The following is a 25,076-nucleotide window of genomic DNA, read 5'->3' on the forward strand; positions in this document are numbered from 1 at the left end:
GGAGATCGCGAATGCAAACCAGACGGACCTTCATGTGCGGATGCCTCGGCACGTTCGCCGCCTGTTCGCTGTTCCCGGGCGTGTCGAACGCCCGGATGATCGACCTGCTGCCACCGTCCGACCCGGCCGACGGCAAGACGTTTCGCGTGATCTGCATGCATGACGTGCGCGACAACCTGATGGCGTCGTTTTCCTCCGCGTCGGCGATGGTCGACCCGTTCGCGGTCGACACCGGCACGCTGACCGCGATCTTTTCATGGCTGCAGACCAACAACTACCACACCATCACGGTCAGGCAGATCGAGGAATCGCGGCACGGCGGCAAGCCGCTGCCGCCGCGCGCGGTGCTCCTCACGTTCGACGACGGCTACCGCAGCCACTACACGAAAGTGCTGCCGCTGCTCGAACGCTTCAAGTATCCGGCCGTGATGGGCATCGTCACGGCGTGGATCGATGCGCCGCTGGATGCACCGATCCGCATCAGCGACAAGATCCAGGTGCCGCGCGACTACTTCATGTCGTGGGACGAGGTGCAGAAGCTCGGCCAGTCGCACCTCGTCGAGCTCGGCTGTCACACCCACAACCTCCATCACGGCGCGGTCGCGAATCCGCAAGGCAACGAATTGCCGGCGACCACGTCGCACCTCTACCTGCAGAACGAGAAGCGCTATGAAACCGACGCCGAATTCGAAGCACGCGTGCACGACGACCTGCAGACATGCGTGCGGCAGATCCGCGAACGCACCGGCATCGTTGCACGCTCGATGGTGTGGCCATACGGCGCGGAAAACCAGCCCGTGCGCAAGATATCGACGTCGCTCGGCATGGACATCCAGTTCAGCCTCGATGCCGGCCCGAATACGCCGGACGTGCCACTGGACCGGCTGAGGCGGATCCTGATGATGTACGACGTCGACATCGGCGGGTTCGAGCGCTCGATGCGCGAGCCGGCGTCCAACCGCGGCGACGTCGACGTGCCCGAGCGCATCGTGCAGGTCGATCTCGACCAGGTCTACGATCCCGATCCCGCGCGGCAGGAAGCGAATCTCGGCAAGCTGGTCGAGCGCATCTACCGGATGCAGCCGAAATCGGTGTACCTGCAGGCCTGTGCCGACCCGAAAGGCACGGGCGTGGCCGAAGCGGTGTATTTCCCGAATCGGCACCTGCCGATGCGCGCCGACCTGTTCTCGCGCGCCGCGTGGCAGCTGAACACGCGCTCCAACGTGCAGGTGTACGCGTGGATGCCGGTGCTCGCGTTCCGGCCGCCGCCGGGCAAGCATCAGGGGCTCGAGGCCGTCAGCGCATACAGCGGCGCGCCGGCCCGCGAGAACGGCACGCGCGTGTTCCGGCTGAGCCCGTTCGATCCGGAGGCACGGCTGATGATCCAGCAGATCTACGAGGATCTCAGCAAGCACGCGTCGTTCAGCGGCATCCTGTTCAGCGACGACGCCGTGCTCGACGACTACGAGGATGCGGGTCGGCATGCGCTGCAGACCTATTCGCAATGGGGGCTGCCGGCCGACGTCGGCAAGATCCGCGAGAACCCCGACCTGATGAAACGCTGGACGCGCCAGAAGTCGCGTTACCTGATCGACCTGACACACCAGCTCGAACAGATCGTGCTGGCGCACCAGAACGTGGGCGACGTGCTGAGCGCGCGCAACATCTTCGCGATGCCGGTGCTCAAGCCCGAGTCGGAAGCGTGGTACGCGCAGAACTACGACGATTTCCTCGCCAACTACGACTACGTCGCGCTGATGGCGATGCCGTACATGGAGCAGGCGAAGGATCCCGAGGGCTGGCTGGACCAGCTCGTGCGCGCCGTCCGTGCGAAGCAGCGCGGCCTGCAGCGCACCGTGTTCGAGCTGCAGTCGTACGACTGGCACGCGCACAAGGACGTGCCGGCCCGCACGCTGCTCGCACAGATGCGGCGGCTGCGCAGCGAGGGCGCGGTGAATTTCGGCTACTACCCGGACAACTTCCTGAACGGCCAGCCGGAGCTCGACGCGATGCGCGACGTGATGTCGCTGAAGTCGCGCCTCGATCCGACCTCGATCAACGCGTTGATGCAGATGCAGCATGCGCAGGGAACCAAAACGCCATGACCACCCACAACATCATTCAGCGCCTGCAGGATTTCGTCTTCTACTACCCGTTCTTCATGTCGTACCTGTGGATGATCGGCGGCGTCGTTCACTACTTCCTGCTCGAGGAAGGCCGCGAGCTGTCGACGCGCACGATCGCGGCGAGCGGCATCCCGAAGATCTCGATCGTCGTGCCGTGCTTCAACGAGGCGGCGAACGCGCGCAGCGTGATCCGCCACCTGAACGCGATGGACTACCCGAACTACGACATCATCGCAGTCAACGACGGCAGCAAGGACCGCACGGGCGAGATCCTCAACGAGCTGGCCGTCGAGATCCCGCGGCTGCTCGTGATCCATCACGCGTGCAACGAAGGCAAGGCGGTCGGGCTCACCACCGCGGCGGCGGTATCGAATGCGGAATACCTGCTCTGCATCGACGGCGACGCGCTGCTCGCGCATGACGCGATCGGCTGGATGCTCGAGCATTTCCTGACGGATCCGGGCGTCGGCGCGGTCACCGGCAACCCGCGCATCCGCACGCGCACGTCGCTGCTGGGGCGCATGCAGGTCGGCGAATTCTCGTCGATCGTCGGGCTGATCAAGCGCACGCAGCAGGTGTACGGCCGCATCTTCACGGTGTCGGGCGTGATCACGATGTTCCGCAAGACCGCGCTCGCCGATGTCGGCTACTGGAGCTCTGACATGCTGACCGAGGACATCGACATCAGCTGGAAACTGCAGTGCCGCGACTGGCGCGTCGTGTACGAGCCGCACGCGCTCAGCTGGATCCTGATGCCCGAGACGCTGAAGGGGCTCTACCGGCAGCGGCTGCGCTGGGCGAAGGGCGGCATCCAGGTGCTGCTCAAGTACGCAGGCACGCTCGCGCGGCCGACGCAGATGATGATGTGGCCGCTGTTCGTCGAGTATCTGATCGGCATCGCGTGGGCCTATTCGATGTCGTTCATCCTGCTGCTCGCGCTGGTCGACGTCGTCTACCCGCTTCCGCAGGACTGGCATGTGTCGGTGGTGCCGCACTGGCACGGGATGCTGCTGGTCGCGACCTGCATCCTGCAGCTGATCATCGGCAGCATGATCGATCGTCGTTACGACGAAAAACTCCTGATGTATTTCCTTGACACCGTCTGGTACCCCGTCGCGTTCTGGCTGATCAGCATGGTCACCACCGTCGTCGCCCTGCCCGCCGTCGTATTGCGGGGCCGCGGCAAGCGCGCCGTTTGGGTCAGTCCCGACCGAGGCATTCAACATGAAGAACGCACCGATTATTGACCTTTCCCTGCGCGCCCCGAGCGAACTGATCGCCGAACACGGCGGCGTCGTCGGGCCCGTGCTCGTCGCGTGGTTCCGCGTCGTGCGGCCCGCGCTGGTCGGAGGTGTGTGGGCGTCGATCTGCATCTACACGTACCGCTACCTGCTGCCGTTCAACCAGGCCGAGATGCCGATCGAGCAGATCGTGTTCTACGTGACGAGCATCGCGCTGATCGCCGGCACGATCGTCACGTGGCTGATCGCGGGACGCGTCGTGCATCCGCTCGCGTACCGGTTGCGCGCATCGAAGATGCTGCGGCGCTCGGCCAGCGTGAAGATGCGCTCGGTGCCGCCGACCGCGCTCGCGGGCGCCCGCCGGCGCGGCGCGCGGCGCACGACGCGCATTCTCGTCGCGTCGCACGACGCGAACGGCTCGATCTCCGGCATCGAATGGGTAGCCCACGCGGGGCCGCAGCCCCGCGAATAAGTCAGCGGAGATGCGCCGCGCCGGACGCGATGCATGCCGCGCGACGCGACACCGCTCCCGAATTCGCGCCGTCGCGTGTCGCGCGTCGGCCGGCAACTTCCTTTAGACGAGGTGAATCATGTGCGGAATCGTCGGAGCAAGCGGCCTGCACAATCAGGTGCCGCAACTGGTCAATGCACTGAGCCGACTCGAGTATCGCGGCTACGATTCGTGCGGCATCGCCGTGCAGGACGAAGGCCGCCTGCGCAGCGAACGCACGCTGCGGCGCGTGGCGGACCTGCAGGACCGCGTGCTGACGCTGGGCCTCGAAGCGCAGACGTGCATCGCGCACACGCGCTGGGCGACGCACGGCGCGCCGTCGGAAATGAACGCGCATCCGATCATGTCGGGCGACACGATCGCGGTCGTACATAACGGGATCATCGAAAACCACGACGCGTTGCGCGCCGAACTGAAGGAGCGCGGCTACACGTTTCGCGGCGAGACCGACACCGAGGTGATCGCGCACCTGATCCACAGCCTCTATCGCGACGACCTCTTCGATTCGGTCAGGCATGCCGTCAAGCGGCTGCACGGCGCGTATGCGATCGCGGTGCTGAGCGCGCGCGAGCCCCAGCGCCTCGTCGCCGCGCGCGCCGGCTCGCCGCTCGTGATCGGCATCGGCGCCGAACAGAACTACCTCGCGTCGGACTGCGCGGCGCTCGGCGACCTGACCGACCGCTTCGTCTACCTGGAAGACGGCGACGTCGCGCTGATCACGCCGGACCGCATCGACGTGGTCGACGCGATCGGGAGCGCGGTACAGCGTCCGCTGTGCCTGGTCAAGGCGCGCGATAACGACGCCGCGCTCGGCCCGTATCAGCACTTCATGCAGAAGGAGATCTTCGAACAGCCGAAGGCGATCGCCGCCACGATCGATGGCATCGACGCGATCTCGCCCGCGCTGTTCGGCGGCAGCGACAGCGCGCGTGCGCTGCTGTCGAAGACCCGGAGCGTGCTGCTACTCGGCTGCGGCACCAGCTACTACGCGGGCCTGACGGCGAAATACTGGCTCGAGGGCATCGCGGGCATTCCGGCGCAGGTCGAGATCGCGAGCGAATACCGCTATCGCGACACCGTGCCCGATCCGCGCACGCTGGTCGTCGGTATTTCGCAGTCCGGCGAAACCGCCGACACCATCGGCGCGATCGAGCGTGCGCGCGCGATGGGCCAGGATCTGTCGATGGCGATCTGCAACGTGGCGACCAGCTCGATCGCGCGCGGCGCGCCACTCAGCTTCCTGACACGCGCCGGCATCGAGCTCGGCGTCGCATCGACCAAGGCGTTCACGACGCAGCTCGTCGCGCTGTTCGTGCTGACGCTGACGCTCGCGCAGCAACGCGGCCGGCTCGATGCGGCGCATGTCGCGATGCACCTGAAGAAACTGCACGAACTGCCAGCGCGCATCGGTCACGCACTCGCCTTGGAAACGCAGATCATGGGCTGGGCCGCGAAGTTCGCGCGCACCGAGAACGCGCTGTTCCTCGGGCGCGGCATTCACTATCCGATCGCGCTGGAAGGTGCGTTGAAGCTCAAGGAAGTGTCGTACATCCATGCGGAAGGCTATCCGGCCGGCGAACTGAAGCATGGCCCGCTCGCACTCGTCACGAGTGCGATGCCGGTCGTCACGATCGCGCCGGACGACCGCCTTTTCCAGAAGCTGAAGTCCAACATGGCCGAGGTGCGCGCACGCGGCGGACGGCTGTACGTGCTCGCGGGCCATCATCTCGAGATCGACGCCGACCGCGACACGCACCTGATCCGCGTGCGCGAATCGGGCGACGCGCTGTCGCCGATCGTCAACGTGATCCCGTTGCAGCTGCTCGCGTATCACGTCGGGTGCGCGCGCGGCGCCGACGTCGACAAGCCGCGCAACCTTGCGAAATCGGTCACCGTCGAATGATGCAACGGCCGGTCACGACGCAGGTCGCTACCGTGCGCTCGCAGGCGGGCGGGCGCGCCGCCGCGTGGCGTGCCGCGACCGTACTCTACGGCGCGTGTTGCGCCGTCGCGGCACCGACACGCGCGTATGCCGGCACGCCGGCCGTGCACACCGTCACCGTGCAGGCGCCCGCATCGCCACAGGACAGCGGCGACCCGCGGCGCTTCATGCACGGAATCGGCGTGGCCGACGCAGGCGACGGCCGGCGCTGGGTGTTCTTCAGCAGTTCCGGCATCGTGCCGCGCGGCGCGCTGCGCAACGGCAACTGGCCGCACGACGTGTACGTCGGCGAATGGCTGCCGGGCAAGCCGCGTCTGCTGCGCGTCCATCCATTCATCAGCCGTCCGGAAGCGCAGGAGCCCGTGTCGATCGCGCAGAATCCGCGCGGCGACATCTTCGTCACGTTCGAGGACGGCTGGAATACGCCGCAGGTGGTCAGCCAGCGCTATGGCGTCTATCGGCGCGACCTCAAGCCGATCAAGCCCTACCCGAACGACGTCGAGGCGGGCGGTCACTCCGGGCATGTCGCCTCGGTGGGCGAACGCTTCGTCGTGTTCTATTCCGCCGACTGGATCGACGGCGGCGGCGTCGACAACCTCGGCACCGGCAACGGCGTCTACGTGAAAACCTACGATGCCGACGGACGCGTGCTGAATCACGTGCCGGTCGCGCCGCACCATCGAGAATGGTGGCCCGTGGTCGCCGGCTCGCCGCACCGCGCGCTGCTCGTCTGGCAGAAATACATCGAGGGCAGCACGGACGCGACGCTCGAATACGCGATGTTCGATCCGGTCACGGCGAAGCTCGACAAACTCGGGCCGCTGAGCGACGCAATCCAGTACTACGTGTATTCGTCCACCTACGTGCCAGCGATCGACCGCTTCGTCGTCGTCACGACGACGGCGGACAATCGCGGCGTCGCGACGCTGATCGACCCGGACGGCCGCCGCCTCGCGACGCTCGACTGCCTGCCGGCGTCGGTGCGGGAATCCGGGATCGCCGTCGACGGCACGCATGCGTACGTGCCGACCCGCGACGGACGGCTGCTGACGCTGGCGCTTTCGCCAACCGGCATGTCGGTGAGCGGCGCGCAGCGCTCGCCGATTCCGTGGGGCTCGACCGGCATCGCCGGGTTCACGGCACGCGGCGGGACGATGCATTTCGTGTCGCTGACGCCGTCCGGGACGCGCGAGGCCGATTTCGACACGGCACGGGAAACGCCGTTGCCGAAGGCCGACGCGCAGTGTTCGACGTATTGACGGCAACGCGAACGGGTCCGGACCGGCACGAACGCCCCGTGTGACTGAGCCGCCGGCCGAATCGCGCAACGCGATCCCGCACGCGTCGGGCAACTGGATAGCCCCCCGCACGCTGCCACCGGCCGGCGCAATCCCTGCCGCTGCGCCGATCCCGCGTCGAAGTCGCCAGCGCCGCGCGTACCGGATAGACTATCGCCCGATTCCATCCATCGGCCGCGTGCTCGCCCCCTGCCGCCGCCGGTACGCCCCCACGGAGAACGAATGCTGAAGCGCCGGTGGTTTTCGCTGTTGCTGATGACGGTGTGCCTGATCGCGACGCGCGCGTCCGCGCAGGACGCGCTCGAACTCGAGACCGACGGCACGCCTCGAGTGTTGACGCGCCAGGCGCTGCTCGCACGCGTCGACGCAACGGACATCCACGTGCCGCACGACATTGCGTACGGCCGGCCGATGACGTTCCGCGCGGTGCCGTTCGCCGCCCTGCTCGGCGACACGCCACTTCCCGCGAGCGGCGTGCTCGAAACGCGCGCGGCCGACGGTTTCGCCGCGCAGCTGCCGCTGGATCTCGCGCGCCGCCGTGCGCCGGCCGGCGCCGTCGCGTGGCTCGCGATCGAGGACCCCGCGCACCCGTGGCCGAAGCTGCCCGGCAAGCAGGTCGGCGCCGGGCCCTTCTATCTCGTGTGGCTCGGGCCGGACGCATCGTCGGTGCGCGGCGAGCAGTGGCCGTATCAGATCGTGCGCATCACGATCGAATCGTCGCCGCTCGCGCGCTGGCCGTCGCTCGCCGTCGATCCGGCGCTGCCGGCGAACGATCCGGCCCGTGCGGGCCAGCGCCTGTTCGTCACGCAATGCCTCGCGTGCCATCGCCTCGACGGCGCGGGCAGCAGCCATGCCGGCCCCGACCTGAATGCGCCGATGAATCCGGTCGACTACTTCCAGCCCGCCGCGCTGCGCCGCTACATCCGCAACCCGGCATCGGTGCGCGACTGGCCGGGCCGCGTGATGCCGGCGTTCCCGCCCGATCAGCTGAGCGACAGGGAGCTCGACCAGATCGTCGCGTATCTCGCGTATATGGCGCGGCGCAAGGCGGGCAAATAGTACCCAGATCTTGCGGGTACGTAAGTACCCAACCTCAGCCCATCAACCGCGCACCATTCGTTTCCGGAATATCAGCTTGCCAACCGCGCGTGCGTGGATTGAGTTTGGGTCAGATCGTCACTCCTTCGAAGCCATTACTGGCTCGTGGCAAACCAGATCAGTTGGCGCCGTCCGCGATTCAAGGTCCATCTCTGCGGGCCATTTCACCTTCGGAGCGAGGAGGTACGCAATATTGAGTGTGCGCTTGTTGTCGTGGTCGAACGGCAGGTCATCCGGTGGAGGCAGCGCAGCGGGCCCCTCTTGCATGTACGTGCAGATATACGCCCACGCCGCTTCACCGTCCCCTTTCGCCCCCAACTGGAACCGATCAATTACCTCGTTCGTGCCGGACTTCACGATCGACAGCACCACACCCCACTTCATCGTATGACCGCCGTTGATCGCACCTTGTAGCTGCCAGGCTTCGGCTCGAACGTCGTCCCAGTCATAGGCAACCGCACGAATCGGCCAACGGATGAACGGGTTCCACCACATTACGTCGATTTCGTACACGTACATCTTCCGGCGCAAGCGGTTGAAGCGTAGTGGAAGATCACGCGGAGGAGAAATATCTAAACGAAGAGTGAAAAGCACCGTCCAAATTGCGACAAAAGCAGCAGCCAATCCGATAAAAAAAATCGCCAAATCGCCGTTGCAATCAGAAAACCCGCCACCCTCAAAAAACAAATATATGTAAGCCGGAACAGCAATAACATTCAACCAAAACATAACCCCTCGCACCGCCATAAAAGAACGCGGCAATTCAAGATAGACGCCGCCCAGATGATTGAACGCATAGCCATCCAGGCTTGGCTCCTCATTTGGAATATCATTCGGCTCAGGCAGATCGGCATGCCAGCCGCGCGTAGGTGGGTTCAGCTTGGGTCGAGTCGCCATTGCAATTGGTTCTAAGTTACTACTTCATAAAAACCGTATTCATCCATACGGTTCTTATCGAACAAGGTCATGATCGATAAATTGCCAATTTTTCTATCAGCATCAAGATGAATTTTCCCGCTCACGATTTTCGGATTGTCCCGCTTGCAGGTACAGGAGTGTTGGTCGCCAACGCGCTGAGTTCGCGGTCAGCTTTCCCACTAGGGGTGGCCGGGCGTACACCAGCAGCTCCATGTTTTTCTAATCTGCGGTCAATGCTTGCGCTCCACCACAGAGCAGTCTCCGTGTAGCGGATCGCGACAAGACGACTCCGTTAGCGCCGTCCGCGATTCAAGGTCCATCTCTGCGGGCCATTTCACCTTCGGAGCGAGGAGGTACGCAATATTGAGTGTGCGCTTGTTGTCGTGGTCGAACGGCAGATCATCCGATGGAGGCAGCGCAGCGGGCCCTTCTTGCATGTACGTGCAGATATACGCCCACGCCGCTTCACCGTCCCCTTTCGCCCCCAACTGGAACCGATCAATTACCTCGTTCGTGCCGGACTTCACGATCGACAGCACCACACCCCACTTCATCGTATGACCGCCGTTGATCGCACCTTGTTGCTGCCAGGCTTCGGCTCGAACGTCATCCCAGTCATAGGCGACCGCACGAATCGGCCAACGGATGAACGGGTTCCACCACACTACGTCGATTTCGTACGCGTACATCTTCCGGCGCAAGCGGTTGAAACGTAGTGGCAAATCACGCGGAGGAGAAATATCTAAACGAAGAGTTAAAATTACGCCCCAAATACAAAGAAAATCGATAACAATTATCACGACCAACATCAACCAATCGCCATCAAAATCAAAAACATCAATAGTCGATTCAATAAGCATTGGCACAAAAAATATATTAATCAGTAAAAATAACCCCCTAATCCCCATAAATGACCGCGGCAATTCAAGATAGATGTCGCCCAGATGATTGAACGCATAGCCATCCAGACTTGGCTCCTCATTTGGAATATCATTTGGCTCAGGCAGGTCGGCCTGCCAGCCGCGCGTAGGTGAGTTCAGCTTGGGTCGAGTCGTCATTGCAACTGGTCCTAAATCGTGAATTCAGCAAAACCGTATTCACCCATGCGGTCCTTATAGGCCAATACCGTGATCGAGACATTGCTGATTTTTCTATCAGCATCGAGATGAATTTTCCCGCTCACGATTCTCGGATCGTCCAGCTTGCAGGTACAGGAGTGTTGGCCGCCAACGCGCTGAGTTCGCAGTCCGCTTTTCCACTAGGGGGCTGGGCGTACACCAGCAGCTCCATGTTTTTCTAATCTGCGGTCAATGCTTGCGCTCCACCGCGGAGCAGTCTCCGTGTAGCGGATCGCGACAAGACGACTCCGTTGGCGCCGTCCGCGATTCAATGTCCATCTCTGCGGGCCATTTCACCTTCGGAGCAAGGAGGTACGCAATATTGAGTGTGCGCTCGTTGTCGTGGTCGAACGGCAGATCATCCGATGGAGGCAGCGCAGCGGGCCCCTCTTGCATGTACGTGCAGATATACGCCCACGCCGCTTCACCGTCCCCTTTCGCCCCCAACTGGAACCGATCAATTACCTCGTTCGTGCCGGACTTCACGATCGACAGCACCACACCCCACTTCATCGTATGACCGCCGTTGATCGCACCTTGTTGCTGCCAGGCTTCGGCTCGAACGTCATCCCAGTCATAGGCGACCGCACGAATCGGCCAACAGATGAACGGGTTCCACCACACTACGTCGATTTCGTACGCGTACATCTTCCGGCGCAAGCGGTTGAAGCGTAGTGGCAGATCACGCGGAGGGGATATATCTAAACGAATAATTAAAATCACGCACCAAACACACACAAAAGCAACAAAAATTATCACGGCGAATTCAAAATAGTCCCCATCGAAATAGAAAATATCAACAACCGATTTAATAACCAATGGAACAAAAAATACATTAACCCATAAAAATATTCCTCTAATTTTCATAAATGACCGCGGCAACTCCATGTAGATGTCATCTAGATGGTTCGGTTCGCAGCCGTCCAGGCCTGGCTCCTCATTTGGAATATCATTCGGCTCAGGCAGATCGGCCTGCCAGCCGCGCGTAGGTGGGTTCAGCTTGGGTCGAGTCGTCATTGCAATTGTTTCTGAGTTACCACTTCATAAAAACCACATTCATCCATACGGTTCTTATCGAACAACGTCGCGATCGATAAATTGCCATTTTTTCTATCAGCATCAAGATGAATTTTCCCGCTCACGATTTTCGGATTGTCCCGCTTGCAGGTACAGGAATGTTGGCCGCCAACGCGCTGAGTTCGCAGTCCGCTTTCCCACTAGGGGTGGCCGGGTGTACGCCAGCAGCTCCATATTTTCCAAATCTGCGGTCAATGCTTGCCCTCCACCACAGAGCAGTCTCCGTGTAGCGGATCGCGACAAGACGACTCCGTTGGCGCCGTCCGCGATTCAAGGTCCATCTCTGCGGGCCACTTCACCTTCGGAGCAAGGAGGTACGCGATATTGAGTGTGCGCTCGTTGTCGTGGTCGAACGGCAGATCATCCGATGGAGGCAGCGCAGCGGGCCCTTCTTGCATGTACGTGCAGATATACGTCCACGCCGCTTCGCCGTCCCCTTTCGCCCCTAACTGGAACCGATCAATTACCTCGTTCGTGCCGGACTTCACGATCGACAGCACCACACCCCACTTCATCGTATGACCGCCATTGATCGCACCTTGTAGCAGCCAGGCTTCGGCTCGAACGTCGTCCCAGTCATAGGCAACCGCACGAATCGGCCAACGGATGAACGGGTTCCACCACACTATGTCGATTTCGTACACGTACATCTTCCGGCGCAAGCGGTTGAAACGTAGAGGAAGATCGCGTGGAGGGGATATATCAGAGCGGAGCGTCACAAATACAGACCAAATGAAAATCAACCAACAAGCAATCCAAATAATAAAAGTTTCCGCCCCTCCTCCATATGGCACACCCCACAATAAAGAAACAGAAAATGGCACAAATACAACATTAAATGAAAACATTAGCCCTCTGACTTGAAATAAAGAGCGCGGCAACTCCAAATAAATATCACTCAAATGATTAATAGAACAGCCATCCAGACTTGGCTCCTCATTTTGAATATCGGTTGGCCCTGGTAGGTCTGCCTGCCAGCCGCACACGGGATGATTGAGTTTCGGTCGAATCGCCATCAGAGCTGGTCCCGAGACGTAATTTCGGCAAAACCATATTCATCCATACGGTCCTTATAGAATCGGGCCACGATCGATACGTCGTGGATTTTGCTGTCAGCGACCAAATGGATTTTCCCGCTCACGATTTTCAAGTCGTCTGCCTTGGCAAGCTCTGGGGTGTTAGCCGCCAATGTGCTGAGCTCGTAATCAAATTTCCCGTTAGGGGGCGGCTGGACGCGCGCAAGCGGCTCCGTATTTTTTTGGCCCGCGGTCAATACTTGCGCCCCGCCACCACGGCGGGTCACGGCTACGGTATATGCATACGCTGAACTCACAGGATCGAAGTTCGGCATCACAATGCGGTAGTGCAGCGTTTGGCGACTTGCTGTTACCGTGTCGATGCCCCCCATACTGCTTACCGTATCCCACTCAGGCTCGAAGCCCACATCGACACTGAACCCCAACAACGCCGCATTCAATGCAGCCACTGCATCGCCTGCTTGCTCCAGTGCTTTCCATGAGATTAGCTGTCCTTTATTTACCCCAAACACGCATCGCCGCGCCCATAGCTCAACAGGCGTTGCCTCAAGCGATTGTCCCAACTTGGTTGAACCATACGCCAGAAGTCCCAATGCGACCGCAATACCCAGTGGTCCCCAAAAAGCACTTCCTGCGGCAACGGCAGCGATGCCAAATAGCCCCGCTATGAACAAGGCAATTCCTGACCATCCGTAAGCAGTCTCGGCTCTACTGTCCCCCTGCTTCGCTGCCCGGCTCGCCATCATCACACTCTGAGCCGCATCCACAAACGACAGTGCCGCAAACACGAACCCTGCTCCCTTGACCAGCCTCCCACCAACATCCGCCACGTCCTTCAACATCGCCACCGTCGCGCGCGACGCTCCTCCCGCTCTCGCCGCCGTCCTTGCGCCACACGCAAACGCCTTCAGCGATACCCCGACCGTCTCCGTTACAGCCGCCAATACCCCGCCCGATGCCGACCACGCACCGATCGCCGCCTCCGGATACGTCGCCCCCACCTTCGTATTCACATCGTCCAGAGACTTTTTCAAACTGTCATAAGACAGATACAGAGCCACCGCCGAAATCAGCAAGCTCTGTGGCCCCGATCTCCGATGCATCGTTACCGCGGTGTTCCTCGTAAACTTCACCGCATCGACGCTTTTCATCTTCACTGTCCCGAGGAATTTCCTGGCAGCAGGATCAAACGCCTCCACGATCGACACTGATCGCATCGACAGGCTACCGATCGCCAGCGCTTCGCCGATCGGTTTGCTCGCCAGGACTTGCAAGGTCTTATGTACGGATTCGGCGCTGTCCATCGCCCACCCCGTGACCTTGATCACCGTGTTTCTAAGCTTGGGATCAGGGATCGAAATCAAGCCACCCAGCAGCAACGAACGCACTTTCTTGCCGCTGCTCTCTATTCCCTGATGCAGGGTCTCCGACAGCTTCGACATATATTCCGTCAACGTCAGTTCCACCAGGAACCGCGTCGGCAACGTGCGCTCATATAAAAACGTGCAGCCGATATTCAAGTTCCGAACCCGCAACGACACGTCGTCGGACAGATTCCTCGACAGGCCGATCGCAGCGCTGTTCACCGCCATCAGCAGTACTCCGGCCGCGTGCTGGATCTTCGCCTGCAGAAATGCTTCGCCGACATCCTTGCTCTCGAACGCGTGGCGAATTGCTGTATATACCTTGCCGGAGTCGTTCAGCCCGTCGGAATCCGGCAACAGATCGGCGAGGAAGTGTTTGTTCTTCGCCGCCAATGCCTTGTAGACCGGACTGTTCCGATCGTTCAGCCAGATTTCCCACCGCTTTTGCGTCTCGTCAATCAACTGCGGCGGCTTCTTCGGATCCTTCGGATCGAGCTTGGCAGGGGCGCCAGACGGGCCCCCTGCGACACAGTTGGCCAGCATGTTCGCGTATGCATGGCACGATCCCGACTTCAGGTTCTCACCGTCGTAATCGTGCTCGCACTGTCTCATCCAGCTCTCCGACCCGCACCAGACAGCCCAGCGCTTGCCGAACGCATCGATTTGCGCTTCGTAATGCTTGATCGCGTTGTCGTACTCGGTCTGAAACTTCTTGCGCTCCTTCTCGTCGTACACGTCTTCCAGCCGCTGGTGATAATTCTTCGTGTTCTGTCTCGTCACTTGCGCGGCGACCCGATCCACGTTGACAGGCGGTAACGCTGCCTTGCTCGCCAGCACCGGATTCGCATTCCAATCCTTGACCCGTTCTACTTCCGCCTGCGCGGCTGCCTTACCTTCCTGCTGCGCCCATCCCGCCTCTACCTTCTTCAGTTCCAGCAACGCCTGAGACGTAAAGAGCCTGTACTGCCTCATGGGATCGGCCGCGTACTCCTGGAGCGCCCGCATCCAGTAAGCGCGCAGGCTGTTGTATTCCTGCACCATCCCGACCGGATCCTGCAGGACCAACACCGGCACGCCTTTCTGGAATTGATACTTCGCAATGCTCGACGTGACGAACGCCTGCATCGCCGCCGCTCGATGCGCGCGCGCATAGAAGCCGTGCGCACTCTGGAAATCCACCGAATCCGGCACGAACTCCCAGACCTTCGAACTGAGCTCCGTCATCTGAGACAGTCCCATCGCCCTGCTGTCGGCGTCGCTCCCGGCACTCGAGGGATCCGCCTTCAGCTTTGCGATGTCATAAGTCGCAAAGCGCGACATCGGCGACTTGCCGGTTCGATATGCGTCCAGCACTTCCTTCGGCCAGCAATCGTTTGCGAATGCAACCTGCGCTTTCTTGTAGCCGCCCCCAATGTTCAGGAACGCAGCCGCCACTTCGTCGCCGTTGCCGATGCAGCTTTCCGGAAGCGGCGGGATAGCGCCATCCGCATCGAAAGGAGGCGCTTGCAGTGGGTCGAACTGACGCAGCGCGCCCTGATAGGTCACCTGGTATGCCTGCCAAACCTTCCCGTCGAGCAGCACATACACGTAACCCGCGCGCAGCATGCGCAACGCTTCGTTGAAAACGGACGCGTCCATCGACATCGGACGCTTGCCGAAAATCGGCGTCACCGCGCGGCGCAACGGCAGAACCGGGATACCCGTGCGCTTGCACGCCTTGCACGCGCCCGGATTGCATTGCGCAGTCTGCTTCGCGCATTCGTTCAGTTGAGGGGAAACGGCCACTACGAAATCTCCTTATGCCCGGGGCGGATACGATTCGCACCTTCGCCGTGTCGCCCATGCTTTCGAATTGATCCCACATCGGAGATCGGCTGTGCACGGCCCCATCGATCGCATCGCGCACGATCGGGGACCGCTCGAGTTTGGAGTGGACGATCGAACGATGTAGTTCGAAACAGCACATGCCCCGCGGAACCGAACCGTCGGCTAACGGGCACGGCGAACCATCGATCGCCGCGAGCCAGGCCATACCCCGCCAGGAAGCCGTTCCGTCACGCGCTCGTGACAAACACGCCTTCGCGTAGCGATCGAATACCTAGCGTTGCGTGAGAGCGCGGTAGCGCCGTGCAACGCGGAAGCCTGATACATCACGCCACGGGCGTGCCTTGATACCCCACTGCAAGAAAACGCCTCTCCATGAAGTATCCAAGTAATAAGTTCTTCGACATACTGACCGGCATCCACTGACAATTTGTCAGATGCTATCCGCAATAAACATCTCAAAATAGCCCTCTGATAGATCGTCGGAAAAAGGCACATTCAGTTTTGCCGACCTCGGTCGCCTCCACGCAATGGTCGGAAACGAGCATTCCACGGTGACGGCTTCCGTGGCTCCCCGGATCGTGACGCGACTGATTACTCGACGGATTGTTCGCAGACCACACACGCCAGCATGTACGCTCTTCCAATCGAGGAATAGTCGCTGCGCTTGTTCCGCGGATGCCAATGTTTGAGAGAATGGAACCGGGAAAGACCCAAAATCCGATGCCAATTTGAAGTGAAGGTGCGAGCGCGATCACCCGTCCCGCCGACAACGAGCATCCCGGGCGGAATGCGCGTCAAGGCATCGTGGTAACAACAGGACGACACATGGCGACACACGACACGCTATTCAGCATTTCGCTGACACAAGCCGAACAGACCTACCCGCTTAGAGCCGCGATCCTGCTGAACGGCAACTTGGACGCTTGCGAACTGCCCGGCGATCACGCGGCGACGACACTACATCTCGCGATACGCAATCCGGCGGGCATCATCGCCGTCGCGTCGTTATGCGAAGAGCGTCGCGACGACGATCCTGCTCACGCCGCGTGGCGACTCAGGGGCATGGCCGTACGGTCCGAGGTTCGCGGGTTGGGCTTCGGGAGCCTGCTGGTGCGGATTGCCGTCAGGCACGCGCAAGCGCACGGTGCGGAACTGGTGTGGTGCACCGCGCGCGAATCGGCTTACCGGTTCTATGAAAAGCTCGGCTTCGTGTCCGATGGGTCGCAGATGACGATGCCGGAGCGCACCGATACAGCATTCCATGTGATGCGCCTTCGCCTCGATCATCGGCCCACACAGACCTGACATAACCACACCCCTCGCCCGTCGAGATCAGGCTTCCTGCGCGCTCCGCAACACCGCGCGCAGCAGCACGTCGGCGCCCGCCGCCGACCATTCCGGCGTGATCGCCTCGGCCTCGTTATGGCTCAGGCCGTCGACGCACGGCACGAAGATCATGCCGGTCGGCGCGACGCGCGCGATGTAGCACGCGTCGTGACCCGCACCCGACACGATGTCCATGTGCGGCAGTCCGAGCGCCTGGGCCGCATCGCGCACCGCGTCGATGCAGCGCGGTGCGAACGGCACCGGCGGGTACGTGAAGATCTGCTCGATCCGCGCACCGAGGCCGGCTTCGGCCGCGACGCGCGCCAGTTCCGCACGCAGCGCCGTATCGAGTTCGTCGATCACCATATCGTCAGGATGACGAAACTCGACCGTGAAGAAGCAGCCGCCCGGCACCGTGTTGCGCGAATTCGGCCGCGCCTCGATCATCCCGACCGTCGCGCGCGCGTGCGGCGCATGGCGACGACCGAGCGCATCGACGAATTCGATCATCCGCGCGGCACCCACCAGCGTGTCGCGCCGGAATTCCATCGGCGTCGTGCCCGCGTGCGCGTCGACGCCCGTCAGCGTCACCTCGTACCAGCGCTGCCCCTGCCCGGCCGTCACGACGCCGATCGTCTTGCCGGCCCGTTCGAGAATCGCGCCCTGTTCGATATGCAGCTCGTACGCCGCATGCACCGGATAGCCGCCGACGGGCTCGGCACCCGCGTAGCCGATTCGCGCGAGTTCCTCGCCGATCGTCCTGCCTGCGCCGTCGGTGCGCGACAGCCCGTATTCGAGCGGATAGACGCCCGCGAACACGCCGGCCGATATCATCGCCGGCGCAAAGCGCGAACCTTCCTCGTTGGTCCAGATCACGACGTCGATCGGGCGCTCGGTCTCGATGCCCGCATCGTTCAGCGCGCGCACGACCTCGAGGCCGCCGAGCACGCCGTAGATGCCGTCGTAGCGGCCGCCGGTCGGCTGCGAATCGGCGTGCGATCCGGTCATGACCGGCGCGGCGTCGGGATTGCGGCCCGCGCGGCGCGCGAACACGTTGCCCATCTGGTCCACGCGCACCGTGCAGCCGGCGTCTTGCGCCCACTGCACGAACAGGTCGCGCGACTCGCGGTCGAGGTCGGTCAACGCGAGACGGCAGACGCCGCCTTTCGGCGTCGCGCCGATCTGCGCCATCCGCTCGAGCGACGCCCACAGCCGCGCGCCGTCGACGCGCGGCGCGTCCGCGAGATCGTCACGCATTGCCGGCCTCCGGGGCATCGTCGCGCGGCGCCGCCTGCAGCACATAACGGAAATCGCAGCGCTTGCCGCCCTGCATGATCGTGCTCGTGCGCGTGAGTGCGATGTCCGGCGCATAGCCCTGGATGAAATAGCTGTCGCGCGCGCAGCTCAGCAGGTGACCGATCTCGCCGAGCCCCATCGCGTGATACATCTCCGCGTAGCTGCAGCGATGCACGTCGTAGTCGTAGTGCGCATCGTCCGCGCGATGCACCTCGACCTCGAGCGCATCGTCCTTCTCCCACAGCACCTGCAGCGCGACGAACGATCGCACGCTCGTGCCGCCGGGCTCCTGCGCGGCGAACGTGCGGCCCGCGTCGACGGCCGCGCCGCGCACGGCTTCCGCGATCACGGCCTGCGCGCGCTCGGCGCCGAATTCGCGCTTCATGATCTCGTAGATCGGCTTGATGATTTCCGCTTCGATACGGCGCCGCGCGAGGATGCCGAGCCGCGTGTCCTCGGGTGCCGCCGTGGATGCATGTGTCGTGTTGGTCATGGGGTTCGTCTCCTTCGTCATTTCGTTGCGGGGTGCGCGCCGCCGAGCACGTCGACGACGGTCCACTTGCCGCCGCGCACCTGGTAGATCGTGAACGCAGGGTCCTTCAGATTGCCTTCGGCGTCGAACGCGACCCGGCCGGTCACGCCGGGCCGGTCGATCGCGTGCACGGCCGCGACCAGCTTCGCCGGCTGCGTCGTGCCGGCCTTCTGCGCGGCCGCGATCAGCGTGGCAGCCGCGTCGTACGCGAACGGGGCGTGCAGCTCGATCGGCGCGTGAAAGCGTGCGCGGTACTGCGTGTCGAACGCCTTGCCGCCCGGCATCCGGTCGAGCGGCAAGCCCGGTTCGAGTGCCGTCACGCCGTCGCCGTCCTTGCCCGCGAGCGACAGGAAGGTCTGGCTCACGAAGCCGCCCGCGCCGAGCAGCGGCGCGTTCACGCCGAGCTGGCGCATCCGGCGCGCGATCGGCGCGGCCTGCGCGTCGAGCCCGCCGAAGAACACGAGATCCGCGCGCTTGCTCTTGATCGCGGTCAGCACGCCGCTGAAGTCGGTCGTCTTGTCGTTCACGTACTGGCGATCGACGATCGTGCCGCCGTTCGCCTGCACGCCCTTGATGAACTGGTCGGCGAGCCCCGCGCCGAACGACGTGCGATCGTCGATCACCGCGATGCGTTTCGCCTTCAGCGTCTTCACCGCATAGGCGCCGGTGAAGTTGCCGCCCGCATCGTCGTGGCCCATGATCCGGAAGGCCGTCGCGTAGCCCTGCTGCGTGTACGGGTGGCCGGTGGACGCCGGCGCGATCTGCGGAATGCCCGCATCGCGGTAGATGCGCGACGCCGGCACGCTGCAGCCGGTGTTCCAGTGACCGACGACGCCGATCACGTGCTGGTCGACGAGCTGCTGCGCGACCGCGACGGCCGTGCGCGGATCGGATTGATCGTCCGCCGCGACGAGCTTGTAGACGACCGGCTTGCCGCCGATGCTCGGATGCTTCGCGTTCGCGTCGTCGATCGCAAGCTGCGCGCCGTTCTGCAAGTCCTTGCCGATCCGCGCGGACGGGCCGGTGAGCGGCGCGGCGAGACCGATCAGGATGGTCTGCGGCGCGGACTGCGCGTAGGCGGGAGCGGCGGCGATCAGCGCGGCCGCGGAGAATGCGAGGCCGGCGGGGAGAAAAGCGATTTTCATGTGCGGGGATCGGTGATGCGGCTCAAGACATGAAAAATATTAAATAATCATCATCAGCACCCCAAATACTCAATTGTTGGATGCTTATGCCATTCCCGACACAATAACGTAATCCCCTGTAAATACGGGATATTTTCGTGTTGTGGTTCACCCTGATTTTTCGATAAAATTCGACACATGAAAAATATCGAACAATTGCCTCACGATCCACCGCTACGCGCCGTCCGCGCGTTCGAGGCATTCGCGCGTCTCGGCTCGGTCACCGCGGCGGCGCACGAGCTCGACATCACGCCGTCCGCGGTGAGCCACCAGCTGCAGCTGCTCGAAGCGTTCATCCAGACGCCGCTGACGGTGCGCGAAGGCAGGCTGCTCGCGCTCACCGATGAGGGGCGCGACTACTACCGCTCGATCAGCGCCGCGTTCTCGGTGCTGCGCAGCGCGACGCGCTTCGTGCGCGACCGGTCGTCGCTGCGGCAGATCACGATCAGCCTGATTCCGCTGCTCGGTATCGGCTGGTTCATTCCGCGGCTGCACGCGTTCCTCGCCGACAACACCGATGTCGACGTGACCGTGCTGTATGCGCATCACCGCAACTATCGAAGCGACGCGTCCGACCTGTCGATCCGCTTCGGCACCGGCGACTGGCCCGGCTACCGCTGCGAGCGGCTGCTGCCGGGCGCGATGGTGCCAATGTGCAGCCCGTCGTTCCTGAAACGCCACGGGCCGTTCCGCACACCGGCCGATCTCGCGCGGGCGCCGCTCGTGCACGACGAGGATCGCAGCGCCTGGGTCAACTGGCTGCAGGGCGCCGGCGTGCGGCACGTGTCGCACGCGGTGGGACCGATGTTCGAGGACGGCCAACTGACGCTGAGCGCGGCACGCGCGGATCTCGGCGCGGCGCTGCTGCGCGCGCCGCTGGTCCAGCGCGAACTGGCGAACGGCGAACTCGTGAAGCTGTTCGACCACGCGCTCGACGACGGGCGCGACTACTACCTGTGCACGCGCGAGGATGCGGACATGCCGGACGGCGCGAGACGGCTGGCGGAATGGCTCAGGCGGATGGCTGCATAAGCGCGCGGGCCGCTCGCAGGCGGGCCTTCGCACGATTCACAAGGCGCGCCGCATCCGCTTGTCCGATGCGATCGTCCGGGCATCCACGCAAGTGAACCGCCTGCTGCGCGTATCGCGCGACATGTGGGCCATCCCCGTCATCGAACCCGACGTGCGCGCACCCTGACGGATCTGGCGGGCGCGGTGCGTCGCGCGTACCGCCGCCCGCCGTTGCGTCACACCGCACGCCCCCATCCGCGCTCGACCGCATGGGCGACCGTCGCGCGCGCCAGCTCCTGCGTGCTGTCGACCAGCGCGAACGGTGCATCGGGCAACGCGCGCGCCGCGATCGGAATTTCCGTGCAGCCCATCACCGCCACGCCCACGTCCCGTCTTGCCAGTGCATCGAGCGCGCCCGACAGGCACCGCACGGACGCAGCGATCTTCCCCGCCTTGACCGCCGCGATGCACGCGGCGATATCGCGCTGCGCGGCCACGCCCGGCATCACCGGCTCGAACCCGCGTGCACGCAGCGCCGCCTGGTAGAAGCCCGACACCAGCGTGCCGCCCGTAGCGAGCACCGCGACGCGCCGCACGCCTGCCGGCAACGCGGTCACCGACGCATCCACGATATGCAGAATCGGCGCCGCGCTGTGTTCGCGCAGCGGTGCATACCAGTGATGCGCCGAATTGCACGGAATCGCGATCACGTCGACGCCGCAGCGGTTCAGCAGCGCGATGCCGTCGAGCAGCGCCGGCAGCGGATCGGTCCCGCCGTCGATGATCGCGCGCGAGCGATCGGGCGTTCGCGTCAGGTTCGCGACGATCATCGGCAGGTGCTCCTGGTCGCAGCGCGCGCGTGTCAGGCAAATCACGCGATGCATGAAGTCGACCGTGGCCAGCGGCCCCATTCCGCCCAGTACGCCGACGAGTGCCATGACGCCTCCTTCACGCGCGCGGCGGCCGCGCGCAGATCGCGGATACGACGGCCGAGTTGCCGATCACCAGCAACAGCGTCCGAAATATTTCGCAGAACGGATCGATCGCCGCGAACAACACCAACGCGGCCTCGAACGGCAGGTGCAACGCCGCGCACACCATGCCGGCGAGCGACACCGTCACGACGCCCGACGTGCCGGTCGACGCGAATCCGGCGAGCACCGACGCGACCAGCACGACGCAAAGCTCGCCGGGGCCGAGCGACCGTTCGTACAGTTGTGCGACGAACAGCGTCGCGCTCGCGTAATAAACCATCGGCCCGACGCGCAGCAGCGACACGGCAAGTGGAACGACCAACTCGACGCGCGCGCGGGCAAAGCCGAAGCCGTCGGCCAGGCATTCGATCATGCTCGGCATGCACGCCACGCTGCTGCGCGTGGCGAGCGCCATCGCGAACGGCGTGCGCAACCCGGCGAGCGTCTCGGCCAGCGTCGCGCCCGAGCGCTTCCAGATCACGACGATCGAGGCCGCGATCAGCACGAGCGCGACGACGGCGAACGCGGCGACGAAGCGGACCATCGCCTCGAGCGGCCCGAATCCCGACGTGCCGATCTGTGCGGCGCCGCCGCAGAACAGCACGATCGGCGTCGGATACGCGAGCCAGTGCATGATCTTCTGGCACGTGAAATAGACGGTCTCCAGCGTCTGGCTCAGCGCCGCCGAGATGCTCGCCGGCACGCGTCCCGACGCGAAGCCGAAGAACAGCGAGAACACCAGCGCCTTCAGTGTGTCGCCGCTCGCGAGCGCCGCGAAGAAGTTGCCGGGCACCAGCGCGATCAGCATGTCGGCAAGGCCCGACGACTTCTCCGCGGGATCGGTGCCGTACAGCGTCATCACGGTGTCGCTCGCCGCACCGTCACTGCCGACCAGCGCGCCGAACGCCTTCAGCGTCGCGTTCGACAGATGCTCCCCCGGCCGCATCGCGACCAGAACGACCGCGCCGACCGCCACGACGAACACCGACGCGCAGCCGAAGATCGCGATCACGCGCATCACGAGATCCGACGCGCTGCCATCGCGCAGCAGTCGCTGCAGGCTGAAGATCACGGCGGCCGTCATGAATGGCAGCGCCGTCATCTTCAGCAGGCCGACGTACACCTGGCCCACGTAGTCGAACTTCGGCGCGGCGGCCGGCCACAGCACGCCCGCCATGATCCCGAGCGCGAGGCTGCCGAACACCGTCAGCGGATGGATCGCGAGCGCATGCAGCCGCGCGATGCGGGGCATGATCCTGATGTTCTCGTCCATGTTCATGTCAGCGGCCCATCGCGTCGAGCAAGGATTTCACGTCGAGCCGCCTGCTGCGCTCGGCCAGGAACTGATTGACGAACGCGAGCAGCGTCGGCGTGGACACCGGCACGCCGACGGCAAGCGCGTCGGTGAGGTCATCGAAGGTCGCGACGCGCAAGCGGATCGGCGCGGTCGGGTCGTCCTGCATCACGAGCTTGATCGCGAGTTCGTCGCGATACACGGCCGTGACCGCGCCGGCGTTCAGTGCGTCGAGCGTCGCCGGCCAGCTCGGGTAGGTACGCACCCGCGCAGCCGGGAAGTCGGTGCGCACGTATTCCGCGTAGGCCGACCCGGCGACGACGCCGATCGTGCCGCGGTAATCGCGCACGACTTCCGGCAGCGGGCGCCCTTTCGCGAGTTCCGCGAAGCTGACGCGGTTGATCAACAGCGCGCGCCGCAGGTTGATGTACGGCGTGCTGAAGCGGACCACCTGCGCACGCGGCAACGTGCGCGACAGCTTGCTGATCGCGACGTCGGCCTGCCCGGTCGCGATCAGCTGAACGACGTCGTCGAAGGTGCGCGCATCGCGGTCGAACTGCACGGACACGCCGAGCTTTTTCGCGAGTTCGTCGGCGAGATCGATGTCGACGCCCGCCAATGCGCCGTTGCGCGACATGAAGAACGGCGGCTGATCGACGCCGAGCACCGCGACGACGAGCGTGCCGCGCGTGACGATGCGGGCGAACTCGGGCGCGAGCAGCCGGCCGTCGGGCATCTGCACGAGCCCGGTCGACGTGGTGGCCGGCGTCGCCGTCGCGGCCGGCGCGGAGGCATCGAGGGCGAGCGCCGGCGCGGCGCACGACACGGTCACGAGTGCGCAGGCCGCACCGCGCAAGAGCCGATGCAGGCATCGCCCCTCGGGAACGATCTCGCGGAACCATGTGGGCAGTGCACGCATCGCGCGTCCGGAATAGAGATTCATGGCGGCAGTGGGACGGAGAGTGTCTGACGACCGCGCAACCGTTCGTGCCGAACGGGCGCCGGGCCCTTGCGCGGGGCGCGTCGCCGTCGCCCGGCGCCGCGCCCTCCCGCACGCCCAATGTGTCAGAAGCGCCGGCTGGCCGAAATCCGCCGGAAGGCCCGGCCCGGATGGCACGGGCCGACCGGACGGCCCGCCGCGACGGGGCCGGAAGCAGATAGAAATTCCCGATGCCGCGGATTAATACAAGCAATTTCACAAGCCAGGGGTGAACCCGGATACTGGCAACACTTCATCAACACCCAAGCAAAGGAACTCGCAAGATGCCGATCATCAACACCCAAATCAAACCGTTCAAGGCAACCGCATACCACAACGGCGATTTCGTGCCCGTGTCCGAAGAGAACTTCAAGGGCAAGTGGTCCGTCGTCGTGTTCTACCCGGCCGACTTCACGTTCGTCTGCCCGACCGAGCTGGGCGACCTCGCCGACCGCTACGCGGAATTCCAGAAGCTGGGTGTCGAAATCTACGGCGTGTCGACCGATACGCACTTCACGCACAAGGCATGGCATGACACGTCGGAGACGATCGGCAAGATCAAGTACCCGATGATCGGCGACCCGACGCTCACGCTGTCGCGCAACTTCGACGTGCTGATCGAGGAAGAAGGGATGGCGCTGCGCGGCACGTTCGTGATCAACCCGGAAGGCGAGATCAAGCTGTGCGAAATCCACGACAACGGCATCGGCCGCGACGCAGGCGAACTGCTGCGCAAGGTGCAGGCCGCGCAATACATCGCGGCGCACCCGGGTGAAGTGTGCCCGGCCAAGTGGACGCCGGGTGCGGAGACGCTGACCCCGTCGCTCGACCTGATCGGCAAGATCTGACGATCGCGCCGCGCGCCTCGCACGAGGCGCGCGCGTCACGCGAATGCGGGCCGTTTCGCGCGGCCCGCACCCTCC

General features: G+C 63.6%; 20 protein-coding genes. 9 read left to right on the top strand and 11 right to left on the bottom strand.

Annotated elements, in window-relative coordinates; genetic code table 11:
* The first annotated feature begins 11 nt into the window (after window positions 1–11).
* The 6 genes from pgaB (at window position 12) to ACT2FV_RS06025 (ending at window position 8,177) form a co-directional block, all read left to right on the top strand.
* Window positions 12–2,105, top strand: a complete 2,094-nt coding sequence (gene pgaB, locus ACT2FV_RS06000) for a poly-beta-1,6-N-acetyl-D-glucosamine N-deacetylase PgaB (protein ID WP_226114975.1) — start codon at window positions 12–14, stop codon at window positions 2,103–2,105.
* Entirely contained in the window at window positions 2,102–3,373 is a 1,272-nt protein-coding gene (pgaC, locus tag ACT2FV_RS06005) for a poly-beta-1,6-N-acetyl-D-glucosamine synthase (RefSeq protein ID WP_124900570.1), read from the top strand. The genes pgaB and pgaC overlap by 4 nt, the downstream gene beginning before the upstream one ends.
* Window positions 3,351–3,839 carry a Biofilm PGA synthesis auxiliary protein PgaD gene (locus ACT2FV_RS06010; RefSeq protein ID WP_124900568.1) on the top strand — a complete coding sequence of 163 codons (489 nt, stop codon included), beginning with the start codon at window positions 3,351–3,353 and terminating at the stop codon, window positions 3,837–3,839. Before pgaC ends, ACT2FV_RS06010 begins: the two co-directional genes overlap by 23 nt.
* A 118-nt stretch (window positions 3,840–3,957) precedes the next feature.
* Window positions 3,958–5,781 (top strand): glutamine--fructose-6-phosphate transaminase (isomerizing), encoded by a 1,824-nt coding sequence (gene glmS / locus ACT2FV_RS06015; protein WP_059607800.1) that lies wholly within the window; start codon window positions 3,958–3,960, stop codon window positions 5,779–5,781.
* A complete protein-coding gene (locus ACT2FV_RS06020; RefSeq protein ID WP_444503902.1) occupies window positions 5,781–7,079 on the top strand; it encodes a hypothetical protein in 1,299 nt (432 codons plus the stop codon). Before glmS ends, ACT2FV_RS06020 begins: the two co-directional genes overlap by 1 nt.
* Window positions 7,080–7,340: 261 nt before the next feature.
* Complete coding sequence (locus ACT2FV_RS06025) at window positions 7,341–8,177, top strand: c-type cytochrome (protein WP_151050337.1); 837 nt, start codon at window positions 7,341–7,343, stop codon at window positions 8,175–8,177.
* 117 nt (window positions 8,178–8,294) lie between these two features.
* Here the strand turns inward: ACT2FV_RS06025 and ACT2FV_RS06030 are convergent, their stop codons facing one another.
* The 5 genes from ACT2FV_RS06030 to ACT2FV_RS06050 form a co-directional block, all read right to left on the bottom strand.
* Window positions 8,295–9,113 carry a DUF6708 domain-containing protein gene (locus ACT2FV_RS06030; RefSeq protein ID WP_444503440.1) on the bottom strand — a complete coding sequence of 273 codons (819 nt, stop codon included), beginning with the start codon at window positions 9,111–9,113 and terminating at the stop codon, window positions 8,295–8,297.
* 251 nt (window positions 9,114–9,364) lie between these two features.
* Entirely contained in the window at window positions 9,365–10,192 is an 828-nt protein-coding gene (locus tag ACT2FV_RS06035) for a DUF6708 domain-containing protein (protein ID WP_444503441.1), read from the bottom strand.
* Window positions 10,193–10,441: 249 nt separating this feature from the next.
* The gene (locus tag ACT2FV_RS06040) at window positions 10,442–11,269 is read right to left on the bottom strand and encodes a DUF6708 domain-containing protein (protein ID WP_444503442.1); all 828 of its coding nucleotides are present in this window, start codon (window positions 11,267–11,269) and stop codon (window positions 10,442–10,444) included.
* 251 nt (window positions 11,270–11,520) lie between these two features.
* Complete coding sequence (locus ACT2FV_RS06045; protein ID WP_444503443.1) at window positions 11,521–12,345, bottom strand: DUF6708 domain-containing protein; 825 nt, start codon at window positions 12,343–12,345, stop codon at window positions 11,521–11,523.
* Window positions 12,345–15,515: a T6SS effector BTH_I2691 family protein gene (locus tag ACT2FV_RS06050; RefSeq protein ID WP_444503444.1), complete on the bottom strand. Its 3,171-nt coding sequence runs from the start codon at window positions 15,513–15,515 to the stop codon at window positions 12,345–12,347. The genes ACT2FV_RS06045 and ACT2FV_RS06050 overlap by 1 nt, the downstream gene beginning before the upstream one ends.
* A gap of 867 nt (window positions 15,516–16,382) precedes the next feature.
* Between ACT2FV_RS06050 and ACT2FV_RS06055 the strand changes: the two genes are divergently transcribed.
* Window positions 16,383–16,862, top strand: coding sequence for a GNAT family N-acetyltransferase (locus tag ACT2FV_RS06055; RefSeq protein WP_444503445.1), 480 nt, complete (start codon window positions 16,383–16,385; stop codon window positions 16,860–16,862).
* A 27-nt stretch (window positions 16,863–16,889) separates the two neighbouring features.
* On the opposite strand, the gene ACT2FV_RS06060 is transcribed toward ACT2FV_RS06055, so the two are convergent.
* Genes ACT2FV_RS06060 through ACT2FV_RS06070 form a run of 3 tightly spaced genes read right to left on the bottom strand, consistent with a single transcriptional unit; the run spans window position 16,890 to window position 19,856 of the window.
* Entirely contained in the window at window positions 16,890–18,140 is a 1,251-nt protein-coding gene (locus ACT2FV_RS06060) for a Zn-dependent hydrolase (RefSeq protein WP_444503446.1), read from the bottom strand.
* On the bottom strand, window positions 18,133–18,672 hold the full coding sequence (locus ACT2FV_RS06065) for an L-2-amino-thiazoline-4-carboxylic acid hydrolase (protein ID WP_444503447.1): 540 nt from the start codon (window positions 18,670–18,672) through the stop codon (window positions 18,133–18,135). Before ACT2FV_RS06065 ends, ACT2FV_RS06060 begins: the two co-directional genes overlap by 8 nt.
* 17 nt (window positions 18,673–18,689) lie before the next feature.
* The gene (locus ACT2FV_RS06070) at window positions 18,690–19,856 is read right to left on the bottom strand and encodes a branched-chain amino acid ABC transporter substrate-binding protein (protein ID WP_444503448.1); all 1,167 of its coding nucleotides are present in this window, start codon (window positions 19,854–19,856) and stop codon (window positions 18,690–18,692) included.
* Window positions 19,857–20,033: 177 nt separating this feature from the next.
* Between ACT2FV_RS06070 and ACT2FV_RS06075 the strand changes: the two genes are divergently transcribed.
* Window positions 20,034–20,927: a LysR substrate-binding domain-containing protein gene (locus ACT2FV_RS06075; RefSeq protein ID WP_124628292.1), complete on the top strand. Its 894-nt coding sequence runs from the start codon at window positions 20,034–20,036 to the stop codon at window positions 20,925–20,927.
* A 215-nt stretch (window positions 20,928–21,142) separates the two neighbouring features.
* On the opposite strand, the gene ACT2FV_RS06080 is transcribed toward ACT2FV_RS06075, so the two are convergent.
* Genes ACT2FV_RS06080 through ACT2FV_RS06090 form a run of 3 tightly spaced genes read right to left on the bottom strand, consistent with a single transcriptional unit; the run spans window position 21,143 to window position 24,117 of the window.
* On the bottom strand, window positions 21,143–21,844 hold the full coding sequence (locus ACT2FV_RS06080) for an aspartate/glutamate racemase family protein (RefSeq protein ID WP_444503449.1): 702 nt from the start codon (window positions 21,842–21,844) through the stop codon (window positions 21,143–21,145).
* Window positions 21,845–21,854: 10 nt separating this feature from the next.
* Window positions 21,855–23,159 carry a dicarboxylate/amino acid:cation symporter gene (locus tag ACT2FV_RS06085; protein WP_151050343.1) on the bottom strand — a complete coding sequence of 435 codons (1,305 nt, stop codon included), beginning with the start codon at window positions 23,157–23,159 and terminating at the stop codon, window positions 21,855–21,857.
* A 1-nt stretch (window position 23,160) separates the two neighbouring features.
* Window positions 23,161–24,117 (bottom strand): ABC transporter substrate-binding protein, encoded by a 957-nt coding sequence (locus tag ACT2FV_RS06090; protein WP_444503450.1) that lies wholly within the window; start codon window positions 24,115–24,117, stop codon window positions 23,161–23,163.
* Between the two features lie 320 nt (window positions 24,118–24,437).
* Between ACT2FV_RS06090 and ahpC the strand changes: the two genes are divergently transcribed.
* Entirely contained in the window at window positions 24,438–25,001 is a 564-nt protein-coding gene (gene ahpC / locus ACT2FV_RS06095) for an alkyl hydroperoxide reductase subunit C (protein ID WP_059607791.1), read from the top strand.
* The last annotated feature ends 75 nt before the right edge of the window (window positions 25,002–25,076 follow it).

This window comes from Burkholderia sp. PR2 (assembly GCF_052372875.1).
Classification (GTDB): domain Bacteria; phylum Pseudomonadota; class Gammaproteobacteria; order Burkholderiales; family Burkholderiaceae; genus Burkholderia; species Burkholderia diffusa.

Excerpts from the sequence above, each read along its gene's own strand:
- pgaB (WP_226114975.1), top strand. The coding sequence starts at position 12 with ATGCAAACCAGACGGACCTTCATGTGCGGATGCCTCGGCACGTTCGCC.
- pgaC (WP_124900570.1), top strand. The coding sequence starts at position 2,102 with ATGACCACCCACAACATCATTCAGCGCCTGCAGGATTTCGTCTTCTAC.
- ACT2FV_RS06010 (WP_124900568.1), top strand. The coding sequence starts at position 3,351 with ATGAAGAACGCACCGATTATTGACCTTTCCCTGCGCGCCCCGAGCGAA.
- glmS (WP_059607800.1), top strand. The coding sequence starts at position 3,958 with ATGTGCGGAATCGTCGGAGCAAGCGGCCTGCACAATCAGGTGCCGCAA.
- ACT2FV_RS06020 (WP_444503902.1), top strand. The coding sequence starts at position 5,781 with ATGCAACGGCCGGTCACGACGCAGGTCGCTACCGTGCGCTCGCAGGCG.
- ACT2FV_RS06025 (WP_151050337.1), top strand. The coding sequence starts at position 7,341 with ATGCTGAAGCGCCGGTGGTTTTCGCTGTTGCTGATGACGGTGTGCCTG.
- ACT2FV_RS06030 (WP_444503440.1), bottom strand. The coding sequence starts at position 9,113 with ATGGCGACTCGACCCAAGCTGAACCCACCTACGCGCGGCTGGCATGCC.
- ACT2FV_RS06035 (WP_444503441.1), bottom strand. The coding sequence starts at position 10,192 with ATGACGACTCGACCCAAGCTGAACTCACCTACGCGCGGCTGGCAGGCC.
- ACT2FV_RS06040 (WP_444503442.1), bottom strand. The coding sequence starts at position 11,269 with ATGACGACTCGACCCAAGCTGAACCCACCTACGCGCGGCTGGCAGGCC.
- ACT2FV_RS06045 (WP_444503443.1), bottom strand. The coding sequence starts at position 12,345 with ATGGCGATTCGACCGAAACTCAATCATCCCGTGTGCGGCTGGCAGGCA.
- ACT2FV_RS06055 (WP_444503445.1), top strand. The coding sequence starts at position 16,383 with ATGGCGACACACGACACGCTATTCAGCATTTCGCTGACACAAGCCGAA.
- ACT2FV_RS06060 (WP_444503446.1), bottom strand. The coding sequence starts at position 18,140 with ATGCGTGACGATCTCGCGGACGCGCCGCGCGTCGACGGCGCGCGGCTG.
- ACT2FV_RS06065 (WP_444503447.1), bottom strand. The coding sequence starts at position 18,672 with ATGACCAACACGACACATGCATCCACGGCGGCACCCGAGGACACGCGG.
- ACT2FV_RS06070 (WP_444503448.1), bottom strand. The coding sequence starts at position 19,856 with ATGAAAATCGCTTTTCTCCCCGCCGGCCTCGCATTCTCCGCGGCCGCG.
- ACT2FV_RS06075 (WP_124628292.1), top strand. The coding sequence starts at position 20,034 with ATGAAAAATATCGAACAATTGCCTCACGATCCACCGCTACGCGCCGTC.
- ACT2FV_RS06080 (WP_444503449.1), bottom strand. The coding sequence starts at position 21,844 with ATGGCACTCGTCGGCGTACTGGGCGGAATGGGGCCGCTGGCCACGGTC.
- ACT2FV_RS06085 (WP_151050343.1), bottom strand. The coding sequence starts at position 23,159 with ATGAACATGGACGAGAACATCAGGATCATGCCCCGCATCGCGCGGCTG.
- ACT2FV_RS06090 (WP_444503450.1), bottom strand. The coding sequence starts at position 24,117 with ATGAATCTCTATTCCGGACGCGCGATGCGTGCACTGCCCACATGGTTC.
- ahpC (WP_059607791.1), top strand. The coding sequence starts at position 24,438 with ATGCCGATCATCAACACCCAAATCAAACCGTTCAAGGCAACCGCATAC.